This window comes from Saccharibacillus brassicae (assembly GCF_006542275.1).
Lineage (GTDB): Bacteria > Bacillota > Bacilli > Paenibacillales > Paenibacillaceae > Saccharibacillus > Saccharibacillus brassicae.
On the sequence record NZ_CP041217.1, the window covers coordinates 2002374 to 2020143 of the forward strand.

Genomic DNA, 17770 nt, shown 5'->3' on the forward strand with positions numbered 1-17770 from the left:
CCCATCTTGGAAAGATGGAATAAGGCTCTTGATGCTTGCGAAAATGACTCAAGGTTCCGTCCGGTCGCCCGGCTTCACCTTGAAGCGCGCCAGGAATCGCAGCACGGGACGCTTGGTCTGGCCGACGAGGCCGATGACTTCGGCGCCGATCTGCAGGAAGAACATCATGACGCAGATGACGACGAACGTGACCCAGTTCGCTTCGAACATGGCGGAAGCGGATTGGATGACGGCCAGAATGCCGAAGAATGCCGCGATGCCGTAAATGATCAGCACCGTCTGGCGGTGGCTGAACCCGAGTTCGCGCAGGCAGTGGTGCAAATGGCCTTTGTCCGGGGCGAAGATCGGCTTCTTCTGCAGCTTGCGGCGCACGATCGCGAAGAACGTATCCGACAGCGGCACGCCGATGATGATCAGCGGCGTGATGAAGGACAGGACGGCGATCTGCTTGAAGCCGAGCAGCGAGAGCATGGCCAGGCTGAATCCGAGGAAAAGAGAGCCGGTATCGCCCATAAAGATTTTGGCCGGATGGAAATTGAAGAACAGGAAACCGACGATTCCGCCGAGCAGCAGCAGACAGAGCATCGCTACCAGCAGGTTGCCGTTGATCAGCGCCATCACGAGGATGGTGCCGATCGCGATGCCGGACACGCCGGCCGCCAGGCCGTCGAGACCGTCGATCAGATTGACCGCGTTCGTCACGCCGACGATCCAGAAGATGGTCAGCGGAATGGCGATCCAGTTTTCAAGCGAAGAATATGCATCCATAAAAGGTATGTTGACGAAATCCACTTTGATGCCGAATCCGAACACGACGACGGAAGCCGCACCGATCTGAATAAGAAACTTCAGTTTGGCGTTCAGGTCGAACCGGTCGTCCAGGGCACCGGTCAGCACGATGATCGTACCGGCCGTCAGGAAGGCCTTGATAAAGTTCCCGTCCCGCTGCGACAAATCGAACGGAAGGAAGGGCAGAACGGCAAGCAGCGCGATGACGAAAGCGAGAAAAATTCCGAGTCCGCCGAGTCTTGGCATGATGCGCGTATGCACTTTTCTTGCGTTCGGCACGTCTACCGCTCCGACTTTGATGGCGAACCGCTTGACGAGCGGAGTCAAACCGAGAGCCAATCCGAGCGCAAGTACGAAACCGAGAATATAGACAATGAACATGTTTGTCTCAAACCTCCAATGTGTTTCAACCGGGAATCATTATACCGCGCCCCGCGGCTGAATGCCAGCACGAATATGCGATTTTCGGCGTAAAAAGCTGCTTATTCCGTGCTTTTTTTCGCTTTTTTGACCGTTTGCATAAACCGGGGCAGCGCCATCATCCGCGGCAGGCGCGAAGGTTCCTTCGCCAGCCGGTAAAACCATTCGAGGCGCAGCTTCTGCATGAACACCGGAGCGCGCTTCGTTTTGCCGGAGATTACGTCGAAACTTCCGCCCACGCCCATGATCACCGCGGCGCCCAATTCCTGCTTATGGCGCGCGATCCACGGCTCCTGCGTCTTGGCGTCCCGCGCCACGAACAGCAGATCGGGCTTCGCCTGGCGAATGTGTTCGATCACGCCGGCATTTTCGGACTCGCCGAAATATCCGTTGCGGACGCCGACGATTCGAACCTTCGGATATTGGTTCTGTAACCGGCTTGCCGCTTCCTGAACCACTTCCTCCGCCGCTCCCAGCAGGTACGCGGTCCAGCCCAACTGCTCGCCGCGCTTCATCAGCTCGTGCAGCAGATCGAATCCGGCGACGCGTTCGGCGACCGGATCGCCGAATTCTTCGGCTGCCCACACGACGCCCGCGCCGTCCGGCACGATCAGTTCGGCTTCGCGCATCGCGCGCATATTGTCTTCGCTCTCGAGCGCCGCCATGATCATGATCGGGTTCGCCGTAATGATCTGATGCGGTTTGCCCGAAGCGACGGCGCGTTCCAGCACGTCGACCGTATCGCGCATGCCCAGCTTCGAGACGTTCACGCCGAGGATCGAAGTGACCGGCACCTGCCGGACTCCGTCTTCAAGATGGATTTGACTCATAAGTTTCGCTCATCCTTTTTGTGCAAAATATTCGGCGATCGCCCGCGCGGGACGCGCCGCTTCGCTTTGAAGACCGGCAATCAGCGGCTCGCGGTCCGATTTCCAGCTCTCGGCGTCGTCCAGCAGATGCGCCAGCTCTTCGGCCAGACGCTCCGGGCGCACTTCTTCGCTCGTGCCGATCGCTTTGACTTTTAACCGGCCGAGGAAATTGTCGATCTTCGGATCGTACGAAATGCCGGCAAGCGGAATACGCTGGGAAGCGGCATAGATCAGGCTGTGCAGACGCATGCCGACAAGCGCCGAACAGCGGCCGACTTCAAGCAGCATCGCCTGAGGATCTTCCGTCTGACGCGTCGTGATCTTCGAACCGAGCGATTTGACGTCGCCCATCCGTTCGATCACGTAATTCGAAGCGGCTTCGTCGTCCGGCAGGTGAAAAGGCAGGAAGCAAAAGTGGACGCTGCGGCTCTCCGCCAATTTGCGCAGGCCGTCGGCGATGCCCGCAAGTTCGGTCCGGTCGGGATTCCAGAATCGGACCGAGATGCCGATCTTCGGCAGGTCGCCCGGCTTCTCGGCTGGAAATTTCGACGTCGCGCCCGCGGGCAGCGGCAGTCCCATCACCGGGTCCGGCACCACTTCGATCCGGCTTCCGTCCATCCGCATCGCATGCAGCAGCTGCGCGGATTCCTGATCGCGCACCGATACGTAAGCGCTGCGTTTGAACGCACCGTGGATCAGCGGGTAGAAAAACTTGCGGCTGACCGGACCAACGCCCTGCGCGTAGATGAACACCGGCTTGCCGATCCATTGGGCCAGCCGGATCACGCCGATGTAGTAAGGAATCGTTTTGGCACTGGTCGCGTCCTGCAGCAGGCTTCCGCCGCCGCTGATCAGTCCGTCGCTTTCCTTGATCGCCTGGCGCACTTCCTTCATATTCATTCGGTGCACCGCCTTGACGCCGTAAATACCCGACGTCCAGGAAGGATCCCCGGAGAGAACGATCGGCTCGAATGCGATGCCGATCCGTTTCCCTTCCTGTTCCAGCGCGGTCAGAATCGACTTGAGCACCGCCTCGTCCCCACTGTTGCGGAATCCGTAGTAGCCCGATATTACAATCTTGCGAGCAGCGGAGACCATTTCTTCCAACACCTTTCGATGATTTGCCATAAGAGCACGAACACCAGGCCGACGATAATGCCGAAGCCGATTCCGAGCAGATCGCGGACGAGGGAGATCCAAATCGGCGTATGAATATGGGCGAATGTATCGACCATCGACAGCTGGCCGATCGACGCGATGATAAGCACGTAGATTGCATGACGATATTTCAGCGCTACGAAAATACCGGCAATGAAGATCGGATGGCCCAGCAGGAATTCTTTGGTACGCGGACGCACGCCGACCGTATTCTCAAGCAGGTTGCGGAACGCGATCTCCAGGGAGCTTGCGCTGCCGCTGTTTCCGGTACGGGACAGGTAGTAAAGTCCGGCCACTCCGGCGATCGCCACGATGACGACCATCGCGATCGTAACCGGCATGCGCATGATTTTGCCCACGCTGCCGAATGCCGAGTTTTTACGATAAAACAATACATACAACGCGGTCAGCGCGATCGGTGCCAAATGCAGCAGGCTGACTCCGCGGAACTGGTCCAGCACGAGCTGGTACGTAACGTGATGGAGCAGCGCGATGATGAACGGAACGGCCATAAGCGACATTGCGCTCGTGCGCAGGAACAGCAAAATGCTGTGCGCCAACCGCCTGCCGGTGCTCATTGTCTGCCCAACCTCATGCAGGCGATCGATTTTGCGAACGGCGAAGACCATCGCGATCGTCGGCGCGCTGATCGCGGCGAACAGCGCTAGCGCCTGCTCCATGACATGCGGACGTAGCACGTAAAGTCCGGCGACTCCGACCAATCCCAACACGAAGGACAGCAGGGTCAGCGGCGGCACGAAAATGGAGACCAGCAGCGCGACCAGAGCGACCGCTCCGATAATGGCGATCCAGCGGAAATAGTTCTGCCCGGCCATTTCGGCCACGTCAAACGCGGACGCGGTGCCCATTTCGAAACCGTAATTTTGAATGCGCTGGATAGCGCCTTCCGGTCCTTCCAGGCTTTCGACGATATTCTCGATCGTGTCGGTAATTTTGCCTTCGACGCTGTTCGTCTGAACCGCCGTATGAATAAACATCATGCGGATGTTGCGGTCTTTGGCGGCCAGGGCGAAACGATCGGCGAGAATGTCCGGATCGAGCGCCGAGTCGCGTCCGCTGAGCGAATAGAGGCGGGCGACGTTATAGTTGGTCTCTTTTGCCAACGTCTCGAACCCGCGCTGGGCTCCGCGCAGATTCTCGATCGCGGCGATACCGATTCCGCGCTCGTTCAGCAGTTGGGCGAATTCGTCCAGATGCCGGTCTTCCGGCTCTTCCGCATAGCCCGGCGTTTCTTCACCGTCGAACAAAATGCGGTCCACGCCTGCGGCTTTGAATCGATCGAGCAGCGAAGCCAGTGCTTCCTGATCGTAAATGGCGCTGTTGCCCATACGCGGCAGCAGATGGAATCCTTTTTGCTCCAATCGTTCCATCGAGATCGGGTCGGGTTCCATCGTTTTGAGCACGGCGTTTTGCAGCGGAGTCGCGATCTTCAGACCGTTTCGTCCGTTCAGGGACCAGTCCGCAACGGCGATCTCCTGACTGGCGAACGCTTTGCGGATGATCGGTTCGATCCGGCTCTGGCTCTCCGCGTCCGTAAACAGCAGATATGTAGCGTTCTCGTTGGCCGTCAGCACTTTGCCGGTCAGACGTGCCGCATCCTGCTCGCTGTATACCGTAATTCTGCGGGAGTTGGACAGCTCGGTCAGCGTAGCCTGGTAAATGGCCATCGTATGAATGCCGGCTTCTTGAAGTACGTCGAGCTGTTCATTGATAAAAGCGTTCGGATTGCCCTGGTACGACGATACCTGGATCAGGTCCCGGTAATCGAAAATCATTTCCACGTTTTTGGACGTGCCTTCTGTCCGGATGCGGTCGTACGCGACCGGAAGAGAAGCCACTATTCCCAGGATCACCAGGATCCACAACACTTTACTTGCAGCTTTGTTCCACTGCCGCCACTTCTGACTCAAGTTCGATATACCTCCTTGCCGGCACGACTTGCGCATCCGGCATTGTTCAAGTTGTATAAGTCAGACGCCCCCTGCCGAAACGCGCCGCTTCGGCGCGCTTTGGCAAGAGGCATCCTCGGGAATTCCGGAAAAACTTCCGCGAACGCGCACAAGCGGGTTCGCGGTCGTCTCGATGTAGGTACAGCAATCGTTCCAAGCCGACTTAAGTGTTAAAGTTAAGCATCCACGCGCGCGGTGACGGCAGCCACAAGGCGCCCTACCGCTTCTTCCGCGTCCGCGAGCGAATCGCCGCGTACCGCAAAATAGACTTTGATCTTCGGCTCGGTGCCCGACGGACGCAGCACGAACCAGGAGTCATCCTCCAGCATGTACTTCAGCACGTTCTCCGACGGCAGGCCGTCGATGCCCTGCGCGTAATCGAGCGTCTGCACGACTTTGACGCCGCCCACTTCGGTCGGCGGGTTCTCGCGCCAATCGGACATGATCGACTGGATTTTGGCCAGTCCGTCCTTGCCTTTCATCGTCCGCGATTCCAGGCGTTCGACGAATGTGCCGAACTGCTCGTACAAACCTTCGAGCACTTCGTACAGCGTCTTGCCCTGCGTCTTGTAGTAGGCCGCCGCTTCGGCCAGCAGCATAGAGGCCAGCACCGCATCCTTGTCGCGTGCGTAGTTGCCGGCCAGGTAGCCGTAGCTTTCTTCGTAGCCGAACAGGAAAGTGTGCTCCCCGCTTTGTTCGAACTGGTTCATTTTCTCGCCGATGTACTTGAAGCCCGTCAGCGTGTTCAGCACTTCCGCGCCGTAATGACGGGCAATAACCGCACCCATCTCGCTGGTCACGATCGTTTTGATGACCGCGCCGTTCTTAGGCAGCGTACCCGCTTCTTTCATACGGCCCAGCACGTAATCGACCATGATCGCGCCCGATTGGTTGCCGCTCAGGACGACGTATTGGCCTTCCTTGTTGCGTACGACGGCGCCTACGCGGTCGCAGTCGGGATCGGTGCCGATCAGGATGTCGGCATTGAGTTGTTCCCCGAGCTTCATCGCGAGCGTGAACGCTTCGCGTTCTTCCGGGTTCGGCGATTTGACGGTCGGGAAGTCGCCGTCCGGCTGCTCCTGCTCCGGCACGACAGCGACGTTCTTGAAGCCGATCTTCTCCAGTACGCGGCGTACCGGCAGATTGCCCGTTCCGTGCAGCGGAGTGAACACGACCTGCAGATCGCTGCCCTGGCCCGCGGCCAACTGCTCGCGGCTCAGGGACAGGCTTGCGACCGTCTCGATGAACGCTTCGTCTTCGGCGTCGCCGAGCCAGACCAGCAGACCCTGCGCTTCCGCTTCTTCGCGGGTGATACGCTTGATTGCGGAGAACGATTGCACGCCCTGCACGAGGCTGATCACGCGTTCCGCTTCATGCGGTACGAGCTGTCCGCCTTCATGGTTGTACACTTTGTAGCCGTTGTATTCCGGCGGGTTATGGCTCGCCGTGACCATGATGCCGCCGTCGGCCTGCAGATGGCGCACCGAGAACGACAGCTGCGGCGTCGTGCGCAGCGAAGGATACAGCTTGGCCACGATTCCGTTCGCCGCCAGGACCAATGCCGCTTCGAGCGAAAATTCAGGCGAGAAATGGCGCGAATCGTGCGCGATGATGACGGACGGCTGCCCGTCTTTGCCCTGCGCCGTTTCGAGTATGTACTCAGCCAGGCCCTGCGTCGCTTTGCCTACCGTATACCGGTTCATGCGGTTGCTGCCGGCGCCGATCACGCCGCGCAGTCCGCCCGTTCCGAATTCAAGCTCCCGGTAAAAGCGATCTTCCAGTTCTTCCGGCTGCGATTCCAGCGCGCGCAGCTCTTGTTTGGTCGTTTCGTCGATGCTTGGGTCTTCCAGCCATTGGCTGACCACCGCCGCGGTTTTTTCGTTCAACATAATTCTTGTACCTCCCTGTCCGGATTGTTGGGGTGAAGAGGCAACCGTGCGGTTATTCGCGGTTCGCAAGCGCAAACATCATGTCGCCTTCGGCTACCACTTTTCCGTCCACTTTCGCCACGGCGTGTCCTTTTCCGATCATCCCTTTGAAGCGGGTCATCTCGACCTCAAGCTGCAGCGTATCGCCGGGCTTGACCTGCCCCCGGAAACGGAATCCGTCGATGCCGGCAAAAAACCCGAGCTTGCCGCGGTTTTCTTCCACGATCATCATCGCGACGCTTCCGACCTGGGCGAGAGCCTCAACTATTAATACCCCCGGCATGACCGGATAACCCGGAAAATGTCCGGCAAAGAAAGGTTCGTTAACGGTTACGTTTTTGATGCCGACCGCGCGCTTGCCCGGTTCGACCTCCAGAATCCGGTCCACCAACAGGAACGGCGGACGGTGCGGAATAATCTCTTGAATCTGCTGCGAATCCAAAATCACGAGCAAAACTCCCTTCGGCAATTTCCCCCATCATTATACAGTTTCCCGACGTAAAAAGAAATCGCGGAAAACCGGGCATCAAAAAAGCCGCCCCGGGCCGAATGGCCCGACAAGCGGCTCTGCCTTACCCGACAGGGCATGGCTTTTTCAAATATTGGACCGTGCCAAAACGCCGTTCCCGAGCGAACTTCGCGCTTGGTGCCGAAGGCTTGCGTCCCCGCCGCTGCTACGGAGCAAACACCAGATCGAACACGTGCACCCACGTTTCCGGCTGAAAAGCTTCTTCCAGCGGCTGCTTGCCGACGTACACGTAGCCGAACACCAGTCCTCCGGCCAGGCATACGATGAAAAAAAGCAGGAAAAGAGTAAAACGCAGCGCCTTTCTGCCGAACTTTCTTTTACGGCGTACGGGAACTTCGTTCTGCTCGTCCATCACCTTTTCCACTTCTACCCCTCCTTGCCGCAAAGTCCGAAGCCCCAGGCATCTGCCGGAGCTTCGGACTTATTGTTGATTACTTTTAGTTATACGTGATTCGATTACTGACGGATGCCGTTGGCGATCGTCGCCATCGTATCGCTTGAAGTCAGCGCCTTAGCGGCCAGCTGATACGCGCGCTGCACCTGCAGCAGTTCGGTCATCTGCGCGGTCAGGTCGACGTTCGATTGCTCCACGTAACCTTGTCTGACCTGGGCTTGTCCGGCGTTGCCGAGTACTTCCGCTTCGTTCGCGCCCTCGGCAAGCACAAAGGTGTTGCCTTCCGTCTGAACCAGTCCTTCCGAACGATTCACACGCGCCAGCGAGATCTGGCCGGCCGCCGTGCTCGTGCCGTTCGGATTCAGCGCCCGGACGCTGCCGTCGCTGTCTACTTGCAGCTTGGAGTTGGCCGGGATGCGGATCGGCTGTCCGTTCGTGCCCATGACCGGGTGTCCCTGATTCGTCATCAGATATACGTTCCGGGCATCGTCGCCGAGCGAAGCGAGTTGGAATCCGCCTTCGCGCGTCCACGCTTTCTCGCCGTTTACCTGAACTTCGAATACGGCGTTGCCTTCGATCGCGAGATCCGAAAGGCTGCCCGTTTCCTTAAGCGGCCCCTGGGTCAGGTCGATCGTGACTTCGCTCATTCGCGCGCCGAAGCCGAGGTTGTATCCGGCATCCGTGCGGCGTCCGCCCAGTTGGAACGAATCTCCCTGCTGCTGCACGCGCGTCAAGACGTCCTGGAAACTGCCCTGCTTGGCTTTGTAGCCGACCGTATCGACGTTTGCGATATTGTCCGAAATGAGGTCGAGCTTCCGTTGGAGGCCGTTCATCGTTACCGCGGCGCCGATCATCGAGTTATTCATGAATATGCCCCCTTAGTTAGACTCTTCCGACTTCGTTAACTGCTTTTTCCAGGCTCTTGTCGTAGAACTGCACGACCTTCTGGTTCGCTTCATATGCACGCAGCGCGGCGGTCATGTCGACCATCGACTGGGCCGCGTCTACCGTCGAGCGCTCCAGGTAACCCTGCTTCACGTCGAACTGGTCGGCGTCGGTAGCCGCCCGGAGCGAAGCTCCGCCCTGCGTCTTCTCCGTAAACAAGCCTTCGCCGTCTCGCGTCAGTTCGTTCGGCCGTTCCGCGACCGTTATGCCGATGCGGCCCGAAGCCGCCCCTGTCGCTTTGTTGAAAATGGTTCCGTTCTCCCGTACCCAGTAGTCGTCCATCGTGCCGGCCAGCACGATCGGCTGTCCGTCCTGTCCGAGCACGCTCTGGTTCATCGAGGTCAGGAGACGTCCGTCGACGCCCAGATGCATGTCGCCGTCACGCGTGTAGCTGACGCCGCCCTGCGGATTCTGTACGTTGAAAAACGCCTGAGGCTTATAGACCGTATCGCCGTTCCCCTGAACCGCTTTGCCGGAAGCGTCGAACACGAAGTTGCCGCCCTGCGGATTGGCCAGTTGAATATCGGAAGTGAGAGCCAGGTCGTCCGAAGACAGCGTCTCCGTCACGTCGCCCTGTACCATCATCGAAATGCTTTCTTCGGCGAACACGCCCGTGTTCAACTTGCCCACGCTGCGGTTGTCGCGGCCTTCGTCACCGTTCTGCAGCGCCACCATGACTTCCGGAAAAGAACGCGCCACGCTCTCTACCTGCTTGTACCCCGTCGTGTTCAGGTTGGCGATGTTCTGCGTAACGGTGTCGTGTCTGTGCTGCTGCGTCATCATGCCTGCGGTTGCCGTGTATAATCCTCTAAGCATTCGATGTGTTCCCCTTTCCGATATCGCGGATGCGGTCTGTTCCTTCGTGTATGAATCCCGGCTGTCTCCGTCCGTTCCCCTGCCGTCGGCGCCTTTAAAAAAGCCCCTCGGCCTTGTGTTATATATATCGGCAGATTCGGAAAATAATTAAGCGAAAATCAGAATTTTTTCTTTGCGGTCTGATCGAGATGGTCCAGCATCTTCTGCGTTCCTTTGACTACGCAGTGCATCGGGTCTTCCGCGATCCAGACCGGCACCCGCAGTTCGCTGGCCAGCAGGTCGTTCAGGCCGTGCAGCAGGGCTCCCCCGCCCGTCAGCACGACGCCGCGATCGATGATATCGGCCGACAGTTCCGGCGGAGTGCGTTCCAGCACCGACTTCGCGGCGCTAACGATCAAAGCGACCGACTCGTCCAGCGCTTCTTTGACTTCGGCCGACGTGACGGACACGGTGCGCGGCAGGCCGCTTACCATGTCCCGTCCGCGGATATCGACTTCGGCCTGGCGTCCGTCCGGATGCACGGAAGCGATATTGATTTTGAGATCTTCCGCCGTCCGTTCGCCGATCAGCAGCTTATATTTATTTTTGATATAACGGATAATCGATTCGTCGAACGTGTCGCCCGCCACTTTGATCGAGGAGGACGTCACGATGTCGCCCATCGACAGGACGGCCACGTCGGTCGTGCCGCCGCCGATATCGACGACCATATTCCCGCTCGGCTGGTAAATGTCCATGCCGGCTCCGATCGCCGCGGCTTTCGGTTCTTCTTCCAGATAAACGTCTTTCGCTCCGGTACGCTGGGCCGCTTCACGGATCGCTTTTTGCTCGACGGAGGTGATGTTGGTCGGCGCGCAGATCAAAATCCGCGGATTGCTGTACCAGCTGCGACCGCCCACTTTGTTAATAAAGTAACGCAGCATCGCTTCCGTAATATCGAAGTCCGCGATGACGCCGTCGCGCAGCGGCCGCACCACTTCGATATTGCCGGGCGTGCGTCCGACCATGCGGCGCGCTTCTTCGCCGACAGCCAGCACGCGTTTCGACTCTTTCTCCACTGCCACAACCGACGGCTCATCGATGACGACGCCTTTGCCCTTTACGTAAATCAGCACGTTCGCCGTGCCCAGGTCGATTCCGATATCCTTGCTCAACATGTCTTTTCGCGGCCTCCAGCATCCTTGTTATTCGGCTTTTTTTACTGCGCGCTTCCGTCGGCGCCCTGCAAACTACCAGCTTTTAACATACCATATTTATAGGCTCTACATCAACGGAAATTCAAGGGAAATCCCGCTCTGAAGCGCAAAAAACCCAAGTTCGAATGAACTTGGGTTTTGGAACGGTGTCCGCGTCTTCCCGGGCTTAGGCCCAGGTCGGCTGAACGTTAAACATCGGAGTTTCTGTACGCACGGACGTTTCCGCCGCGGCGGACGTCTCAGCTGCCGCTTCCGGCATCGAAACGCGCCAGATGTCTGCGCCCAGACCGACCAGCTTCTCCGTCAGGTTGACGTAGCCACGGTCGATATGGTGCGTACCGCCTACTTCGGTCGTGCCTTCCGCTACGAGGCCGGCACAGATCAGCGCCGCGCCCGCGCGAAGATCGGTCGCCGTTACTTTGGCGCCCACGAATTTGGTGTTGCCCGTCACGAACGAAGAACGGCCTTCGACTTTGATCTCGGCGTTCATCAGGCTGAACTGATCGACGTGCATGAAGCGGTTCTCGAACACCGTCTCGGTCACGACGCTCGTTCCGGTCGCGCTGAGCAGCAGCGCCATCATCTGCGACTGCATGTCCGTCGGGAAGCCCGGGTAAGGCAGCGTTTTGATGTCAACGGCGCGCAGAGGCTTGTCGGCGATAACGCGAATGCCGTTTTCGTCCGGCAGTACCGTTACGCCCATCTCTTCCATCTTGGCTACGACCGGACCGAGGTGGTCGGCAATCGCGCCTTCGACGTACACGTCGCCGCCCGTGATCGCTGCGGCTACCATGTAGGTGCCCGCTTCGATCCGGTCGGGAATGACGGTGTGCGGAGCGCCGATCAGCTTCTCGACGCCTTCGATCCGGATCGTGCCCGTACCGGCGCCGCGAACAACCGCGCCCATGGCGTTCAGATAGTTGGCCAAGTCGACGATTTCCGGCTCTTTCGCCGCGTTCTCGATCGTCGTCGTGCCGTCAGCCATCGTGGCTGCCATCATGATGTTCTCGGTAGCGCCCACGCTGGCTACGTCGAGATAGATTTTCGCGCCGCGGAGTCTGCCGTCGCTTTTCGCTTCGACGTATCCTTCGCCCAGCGTGACAGTCGCTCCCATCGCCTCGAACCCTTTCAGGTGCAGGTCGATCGGGCGCGTACCGATGGCGCATCCGCCCGGCATCGAGATGCGGGTAGAGCCCAAGCGCGCAAGCAAAGGCCCCATTACGAGGAAGGAGGCGCGCATCTTGCTCACCCATTCGTAAGGCGCTTCAGATGAAGTCAGGTTTCGTGCATCTACGCGGATGACTTCATCCTGGTATGTAATGCCCGCTCCTAGCGATTCCAAAACTTTATTGATGGTCATGACGTCGTCAAGAGGAGGCGCATCCGAAATGATGCTCTCTCCTTCTTGTCCCAACAGACTGGCAGCGATGATAGGAAGCACCGAATTTTTGGCTCCGCTAACTTTCACGGTTCCGGTCAATCGTTTGCCGCCGCGGACGATAAATTTGCTCATCTACGTATTCCCTCCGCGCGTTTAATTTGCGTTTAATTGTGTGTTTGTTTGTGGTATTGTGCACATGCCGACTTGAAGGTCGGTTCGTCTTGTGAGTCATGAGGGCAAATAGGCCTAATCAGTGATTAACCCAAGCACTCCGACTTAAAACAATTTCGTTCTTTAGAATCCCATTCTAAGCAGTTGGGACCATCCGATATAATCCAACATGAATTTTGCGACGAAATGCCCGAGCACTATCGCCAGCAGCACATGCAGCATTTTCCCCTGCGGGCTCTGCGGATGACGGATGATCAGATCGAGCTTCAAATTCTGCAGCGCCCACCAGGACAAGAGGATACAGCCCAGCGATATGACCATGGACAAAATACCGAAAACTCCGGTTTGCGAGAAAGATGCCAGGGCGTTTTCACCCATCGTCCCTCACTCCTTTCGTTCGTCCGGTCGTGCTCCGATCCGCATAACGATATTTTTGCGGACTCCTCTATAATACGGGGAAGTGGCCGAAGAATCCAGCACATTTCGAACAAATTTTGCAAAAAAGCGACCATTACTTTCCTTCGCAGCCGATTAATTGGGTTTTGCTTGCCCGCTTAAAACGTGTAAGCGTTTCATTGGGAAAGGCTTGTCCGACAGGTCTTTTTGATTTATCGGCATACGGATTTTTTTCATTAGACTTTGCCGAAAATTATTTCCGGGGAAATAAGCGAAAGATGCAAAAAACCGATCTCCGGAGAGATCGGTTTGCGTTATTTGTTCACGATGTCCATGTTGGTTACGTCGAGACGGGTAAGCGCCCGTTTGAGCGCAAACTCCGCACGCATGTAATCGACTTCGTCCTGGTGCATTTTTCCGCTTTCGAGACGCATCTCGGCTCTTTCTCTCGCCGCGCGTGCGCGGTCGATGTCGATGCTCTCCGGCAGTTCGGCGCTTTCGGCCAACACGACGACCTTGTCGCGGCGAACTTCAAGGAAGCCGCCGTGCACGGCAATGTGCGAGCGCTTGCCGTCATGCTGGACCGTGAGCGCGCCGATCTGAAGCGGAGCGACTGTCGGGATGTGTCCCGGCAGCACGCCCATGTCGCCTTCGACGCTTTTGGCGATGATGCGGCTGACGTCGCCGGAGTAGATAAGGCGCTCCGGCGTAACGATTTCAAGCAAAAAGGTGCTCACTTCTATCCCTCCTCACCCAAAGCTTGGCAGCTTACAGGGTTTTCGCTTTCTCGACGGCTTCTTCGATCGTGCCGACAAAGAGGAATGCCGCTTCCGGCAGATTGTCGTGCTTGCCGTCGAGGATTTCGCGGAAGCTGCGGATCGTTTCCTTGACCGGAACGTAACGGCCTTTGAGGCCCGTGAAGGCTTCGGCAACGTGGAACGGCTGCGACAGGAAGCGCTGGATTTTACGTGCACGCGATACGATTACTTTGTCGTCCTCGCTCAGCTCGTCCATACCGAGGATCGCGATGATGTCCTGCAGCTCGCGGTAGCGGGCCAGCAGCTGCTTGACGCCTTGGGCAACGTCGTAGTGCTCTTCGCCCACGACGTCCGGAGCCAGAATCCGCGAACTCGAAGCGAGCGGATCGACGGCCGGGAAAATACCCATTTCGGAGATCTTACGCTCCAGGTTGGTCGTTGCGTCCAAGTGGGCGAAAGTCGTCGCCGGAGCCGGGTCGGTATAATCGTCCGCCGGTACGTAGATCGCCTGGATCGACGTTACGGAACCGGTCTTGGTCGAAGTGATCCGTTCCTGCAGCTGACCCATTTCGGTAGCCAGCGTAGGCTGGTAACCTACGGCCGAAGGCATACGACCCAGCAGGGCGGATACTTCCGAACCGGCTTGGGTGAAGCGGAAGATGTTGTCGACGAACAGCAGTACGTCGCGGCCTTCCTGATCGCGGAAATACTCTGCCATCGTCAGACCGGTCAACGCTACGCGCAAACGCGCGCCCGGAGGCTCGTTCATCTGACCGAATACCATGGCCGTTTTGCTGATAACGCCGGATTCTCTCATCTCGTGGTACAAGTCGTTACCTTCGCGCGTGCGTTCGCCGACGCCCGCGAATACGGAGATACCGCCGTGTTCCTGTGCAATGTTGTTGATCAGTTCCTGGATCGTAACCGTCTTGCCTACGCCGGCGCCGCCGAACAGGCCGATTTTGCCGCCTTTTGCGTAAGGAGCGAGCAGGTCGATAACCTTGATGCCGGTTTCGAGCATTTCCGCCTGCGTCGACAGTTCGTCGAACGTAGGAGGCTGACGGTGAATCGGGTTTTTGATCGTGGATACGACTTCGCCCGCTTCGTCGATCGGCTCGCCGAGAACGTTAAATACGCGTCCCAGCGTAATGTCGCCGACCGGCACGGAAATTGGGGCGCCCGTGTCGATGACCACGCTTCCGCGCGTCAAGCCGTCGGTGGAAGACATCGCGATGCAGCGCACCGTGTTGTCGCCCAGATGGTTGGAAACTTCCAGAGTCAGTTCGATGGTTTCGCCGTTTTCCGTCGCTTTTTGGATCTTGAGCGCATTCAGGATTTCCGGAAGCTGACCGCGTTCGAATTCCACGTCGACAACCGGACCCGTGATGCTGATGATGCGTCCTGTATTCATGCTTGGTTTTCCCTCCTACAAGCTTCAGCTTTGTGCGGCACTCGCGCCCGCCACGATTTCGGTAATTTCCTGGGTAATGGCCGCCTGACGCGCCCGGTTGTAAGTAAGCGTATATTCGTTGATCAACTTCGAAGCGTTCTTGGTCGCGGATCCCATGGCGGTCATCTTCGCGCCGAGTTCGCTCGCTTTGCCTTCGAGCACCGCTTTGTAGATCAGCGTTTCCGCGTAACGCGGCAGCAGTTCGCCGAGTACGGCTTCCGCCGAAGGCTCGAATTCGTAGGCCTGCGTCGCCCCGTCGAAGGAGACCGGCTCCATCGGCAGCAGCGCGTCGACCTGCGGAATCTGGGTAAGCGCGTTGACGAACTGGTTATAACATAAGTACAGCGCGTCGGTATGTCCCAACTCGTAATCCTGTACGGCACGTGCCGCGACCGCTTTGATATCCGCAAAAGAAGGCGAATCGGACAATTCCGTTACCGTCTCGGCGATCTCGATGCCGCGTCTGCGGAAATAGTCGCGTCCTTTTCGTCCGATTACGTACAGCACGTATTGGTCCGGCGAAGTATGCCGGTCGCGCAGTTCGTTGGATACGCGGCGCAGGATATTCGCATTGTAACCGCCGGCCAGGCCGCGGTCCGAAGTGATGACGAGATAAGCCGTTTTGCGCACTTCCCGCTTCTCCAGCATCGGATGACGGATCCCCGTACTGGCGGAAGCGATGCTCGCTACCACTTCCCGCAGTTTCTCGGAGTACGGACGAGCCGCTTCGGTCTTCTCCTGCGCGCGGCGCAGCTTCGAAGCCGCTACCATCTCCATCGCCTTGGTGATCTGACGGGTGTTCTGGGTACTCTTGATCTGACGCTTGATCTCGCGTATTCCTTTTGCCATTTTGTTCACCTCCAGACTTTGCGAAGCAAAGTCACTTCGTAAGCATCTACTGCAAGACTTTGCGAAGCAAAGTCACCTCGTAAGCATGTATTCCAAAAAAATCGTGTCTGTCTCTATGTCGCGAAGCCGGTCCGGCGGAGCTTATGCGCAAAGCCGCTCTTCCCTTACGGAAAGGACGCGGCTTTACCCATTCGCAGCCCCGAAGGCTTCTGTTGAAGAGATGCGCTTGGACGATTAAGCCGTCGTCGCAAATCCTTTTTTGAATTGGTCGATCGCGGCTACCAACGCTTTTTCGTTGTCGGAAGTCAGATCCTTCGTTTGGATGATCGAATCGAGAATCGCTTGATGCTCGGTCGTCATGTAAGCGAGGAATTCGCGCTCGAAACGGCGAACGTCGGCAACCGGAATATCGTCGAGCATGCCTTTTACGGCCGTGTACAAGCTTACGACCTGCTGTTCGACCGACAACGGTTGGTTAACGCCCTGTTTGAGGATTTCCATCATGCGCGCGCCGCGGTTGAGGCGCGACAGCGTCGATTTGTCGAGGTCGGAACCGAACTGCGAGAACGCCTGCAGCTCGCGGTATTGGGCCAGATCCAGACGCAGTGTACCGGCGACTTTCTTCATCGCTTTGATCTGCGCGGAGCCGCCGACCCGGGATACCGAGATACCGACGTTGATCGCCGGACGCTGACCCGAATAGAACAGGTCCGATTCCAGGAAGATCTGTCCGTCGGTGATCGAGATCACGTTCGTCGGGATGTATGCCGATACGTCCGAAGCCTGCGTTTCGATGAACGGCAGAGCCGTCAGCGAGCCGCCGCCGCGAGCGTCGCTCAGCTTGGCTGCGCGTTCGAGCAGACGGGAGTGCAGGTAGAAGACGTCGCCCGGATAAGCTTCCCGACCCGGAGGACGGCGGAGCAGCAGGGACAATTCGCGGTAAGCCGCGGCTTGTTTGGACAAGTCATCGTAGATGACGAGCGCGTGCTCGCCTTTGTACATGAAGTACTCGCCCATCGCGCAGCCGGCGTAAGCCGAGATGTACTGAAGCGGAGCCGGGTCCGAAGCGGAAGCCGTCACGACGATCGTGTATTCCAGGGCGCCGGTACGACGCAGCGTTTCTACGACCTGGGCCACGGTGGACTGTTTCTGTCCGATCGCGACGTACACGCACTTCACGTTGTTGCCTTTTTGGTTAAGGATGGTATCGATCGCGATCGTCGTTTTACCCGTTTGACGGTCGCCGATGATCAGTTCGCGCTGTCCGCGGCCGATCGGAACCATCGAGTCGATGGCTTTGATACCGGTCTGCATCGGTTCATGTACGGACTTCCGGTCGATAACGCCCGGTGCCGATCCTTCTACAGGGCGGAAATGGGTCGTATCGATCGGACCTTTGCCGTCGACAGGCTGTCCGAGCGGATTGACGACGCGTCCGAGCAGCGCTTCGCCGACCGGAACTTCCATGATGCGTCCCGTACGCTTGACCTGGTCGCCTTCGCGGATGTCCGTGTAAGGACCCAAGATAACGATACCTACGTTGTCTTCTTCCAGGTTGAGGGCCATGCCCATTACGCCGTTGGAGAATTCAAGCAGTTCGCCCGACATAACGTTATCGAGTCCGTGCGCGCGGGCGATACCGTCGCCGATTTGAATAACGGTTCCCACTTCGGCAACTTCGATTTCGTTTTGATACTGTTCAATCTGGCTCTTAATCAGCGTGCTGATTTCATCAGGTCTGATACTCAAGT

The 17770-nt window shown here is 57.9% G+C and carries 16 protein-coding genes; all 16 read right to left on the bottom strand.

Going from position 1 to position 17770, the window contains the following annotated elements; all coding sequences use genetic code 11:
- Positions 1-48: 48 nt before the first annotated feature.
- The 16 genes from FFV09_RS08405 to atpA all read right to left on the bottom strand — a co-directional run bounded on the left by FFV09_RS08405 (position 49) and on the right by atpA (position 17768).
- Positions 49-1170: an MraY family glycosyltransferase gene (locus tag FFV09_RS08405; protein ID WP_141447417.1), complete on the bottom strand. Its 1122-nt coding sequence runs from the start codon at positions 1168-1170 to the stop codon at positions 49-51.
- A 101-nt stretch (positions 1171-1271) separates the two neighbouring features.
- Positions 1272-2039 carry a WecB/TagA/CpsF family glycosyltransferase gene (locus FFV09_RS08410; protein ID WP_141447418.1) on the bottom strand — a complete coding sequence of 256 codons (768 nt, stop codon included), beginning with the start codon at positions 2037-2039 and terminating at the stop codon, positions 1272-1274.
- A gap of 9 nt (positions 2040-2048) precedes the next feature.
- Positions 2049-3176, bottom strand: coding sequence for a polysaccharide pyruvyl transferase CsaB (csaB, locus tag FFV09_RS08415; RefSeq protein WP_141450394.1), 1128 nt, complete (start codon positions 3174-3176; stop codon positions 2049-2051).
- Positions 3149-5167, bottom strand: coding sequence for a DUF5693 family protein (locus FFV09_RS08420; protein ID WP_141447419.1), 2019 nt, complete (start codon positions 5165-5167; stop codon positions 3149-3151). The genes csaB and FFV09_RS08420 overlap by 28 nt, the downstream gene beginning before the upstream one ends.
- A gap of 215 nt (positions 5168-5382) precedes the next feature.
- Positions 5383-7095: a phospho-sugar mutase gene (locus tag FFV09_RS08425; RefSeq protein WP_141447420.1), complete on the bottom strand. Its 1713-nt coding sequence runs from the start codon at positions 7093-7095 to the stop codon at positions 5383-5385.
- A gap of 52 nt (positions 7096-7147) precedes the next feature.
- Positions 7148-7579 carry a 3-hydroxyacyl-ACP dehydratase FabZ gene (gene fabZ, locus FFV09_RS08430; protein ID WP_141450396.1) on the bottom strand — a complete coding sequence of 144 codons (432 nt, stop codon included), beginning with the start codon at positions 7577-7579 and terminating at the stop codon, positions 7148-7150.
- Between the two features lie 229 nt (positions 7580-7808).
- A complete protein-coding gene (locus FFV09_RS08435; RefSeq protein ID WP_246098505.1) occupies positions 7809-8027 on the bottom strand; it encodes a DNA-directed RNA polymerase subunit beta in 219 nt (72 codons plus the stop codon).
- Between the two features lie 92 nt (positions 8028-8119).
- Positions 8120-8923, bottom strand: a complete 804-nt coding sequence (locus tag FFV09_RS08440; RefSeq protein ID WP_141447421.1) for a flagellar hook-basal body protein — start codon at positions 8921-8923, stop codon at positions 8120-8122.
- Positions 8924-8939: 16 nt separating this feature from the next.
- Complete coding sequence (locus FFV09_RS08445; protein ID WP_141447422.1) at positions 8940-9818, bottom strand: flagellar hook-basal body protein; 879 nt, start codon at positions 9816-9818, stop codon at positions 8940-8942.
- 158 nt (positions 9819-9976) lie between these two features.
- A complete protein-coding gene (mreB, locus tag FFV09_RS08450) occupies positions 9977-10975 on the bottom strand; it encodes a rod shape-determining protein (RefSeq protein WP_141447423.1) in 999 nt (332 codons plus the stop codon).
- 205 nt (positions 10976-11180) lie between these two features.
- Positions 11181-12527, bottom strand: a complete 1347-nt coding sequence (gene murA, locus FFV09_RS08455; protein WP_141447424.1) for a UDP-N-acetylglucosamine 1-carboxyvinyltransferase — start codon at positions 12525-12527, stop codon at positions 11181-11183.
- A 162-nt stretch (positions 12528-12689) separates the two neighbouring features.
- The gene (locus tag FFV09_RS08460; RefSeq protein ID WP_141447425.1) at positions 12690-12944 is read right to left on the bottom strand and encodes a DUF1146 family protein; all 255 of its coding nucleotides are present in this window, start codon (positions 12942-12944) and stop codon (positions 12690-12692) included.
- Between the two features lie 332 nt (positions 12945-13276).
- Positions 13277-13699, bottom strand: coding sequence for a F0F1 ATP synthase subunit epsilon (locus tag FFV09_RS08465; RefSeq protein ID WP_141447426.1), 423 nt, complete (start codon positions 13697-13699; stop codon positions 13277-13279).
- Between the two features lie 31 nt (positions 13700-13730).
- Positions 13731-15131, bottom strand: a complete 1401-nt coding sequence (atpD, locus tag FFV09_RS08470) for a F0F1 ATP synthase subunit beta (RefSeq protein WP_141447427.1) — start codon at positions 15129-15131, stop codon at positions 13731-13733.
- A 24-nt stretch (positions 15132-15155) separates the two neighbouring features.
- Positions 15156-16019, bottom strand: a complete 864-nt coding sequence (gene atpG, locus FFV09_RS08475) for an ATP synthase F1 subunit gamma (protein ID WP_141447428.1) — start codon at positions 16017-16019, stop codon at positions 15156-15158.
- Between the two features lie 234 nt (positions 16020-16253).
- Entirely contained in the window at positions 16254-17768 is a 1515-nt protein-coding gene (atpA, locus tag FFV09_RS08480; protein ID WP_141447429.1) for a F0F1 ATP synthase subunit alpha, read from the bottom strand.
- Positions 17769-17770 lie beyond the last annotated feature (2 nt).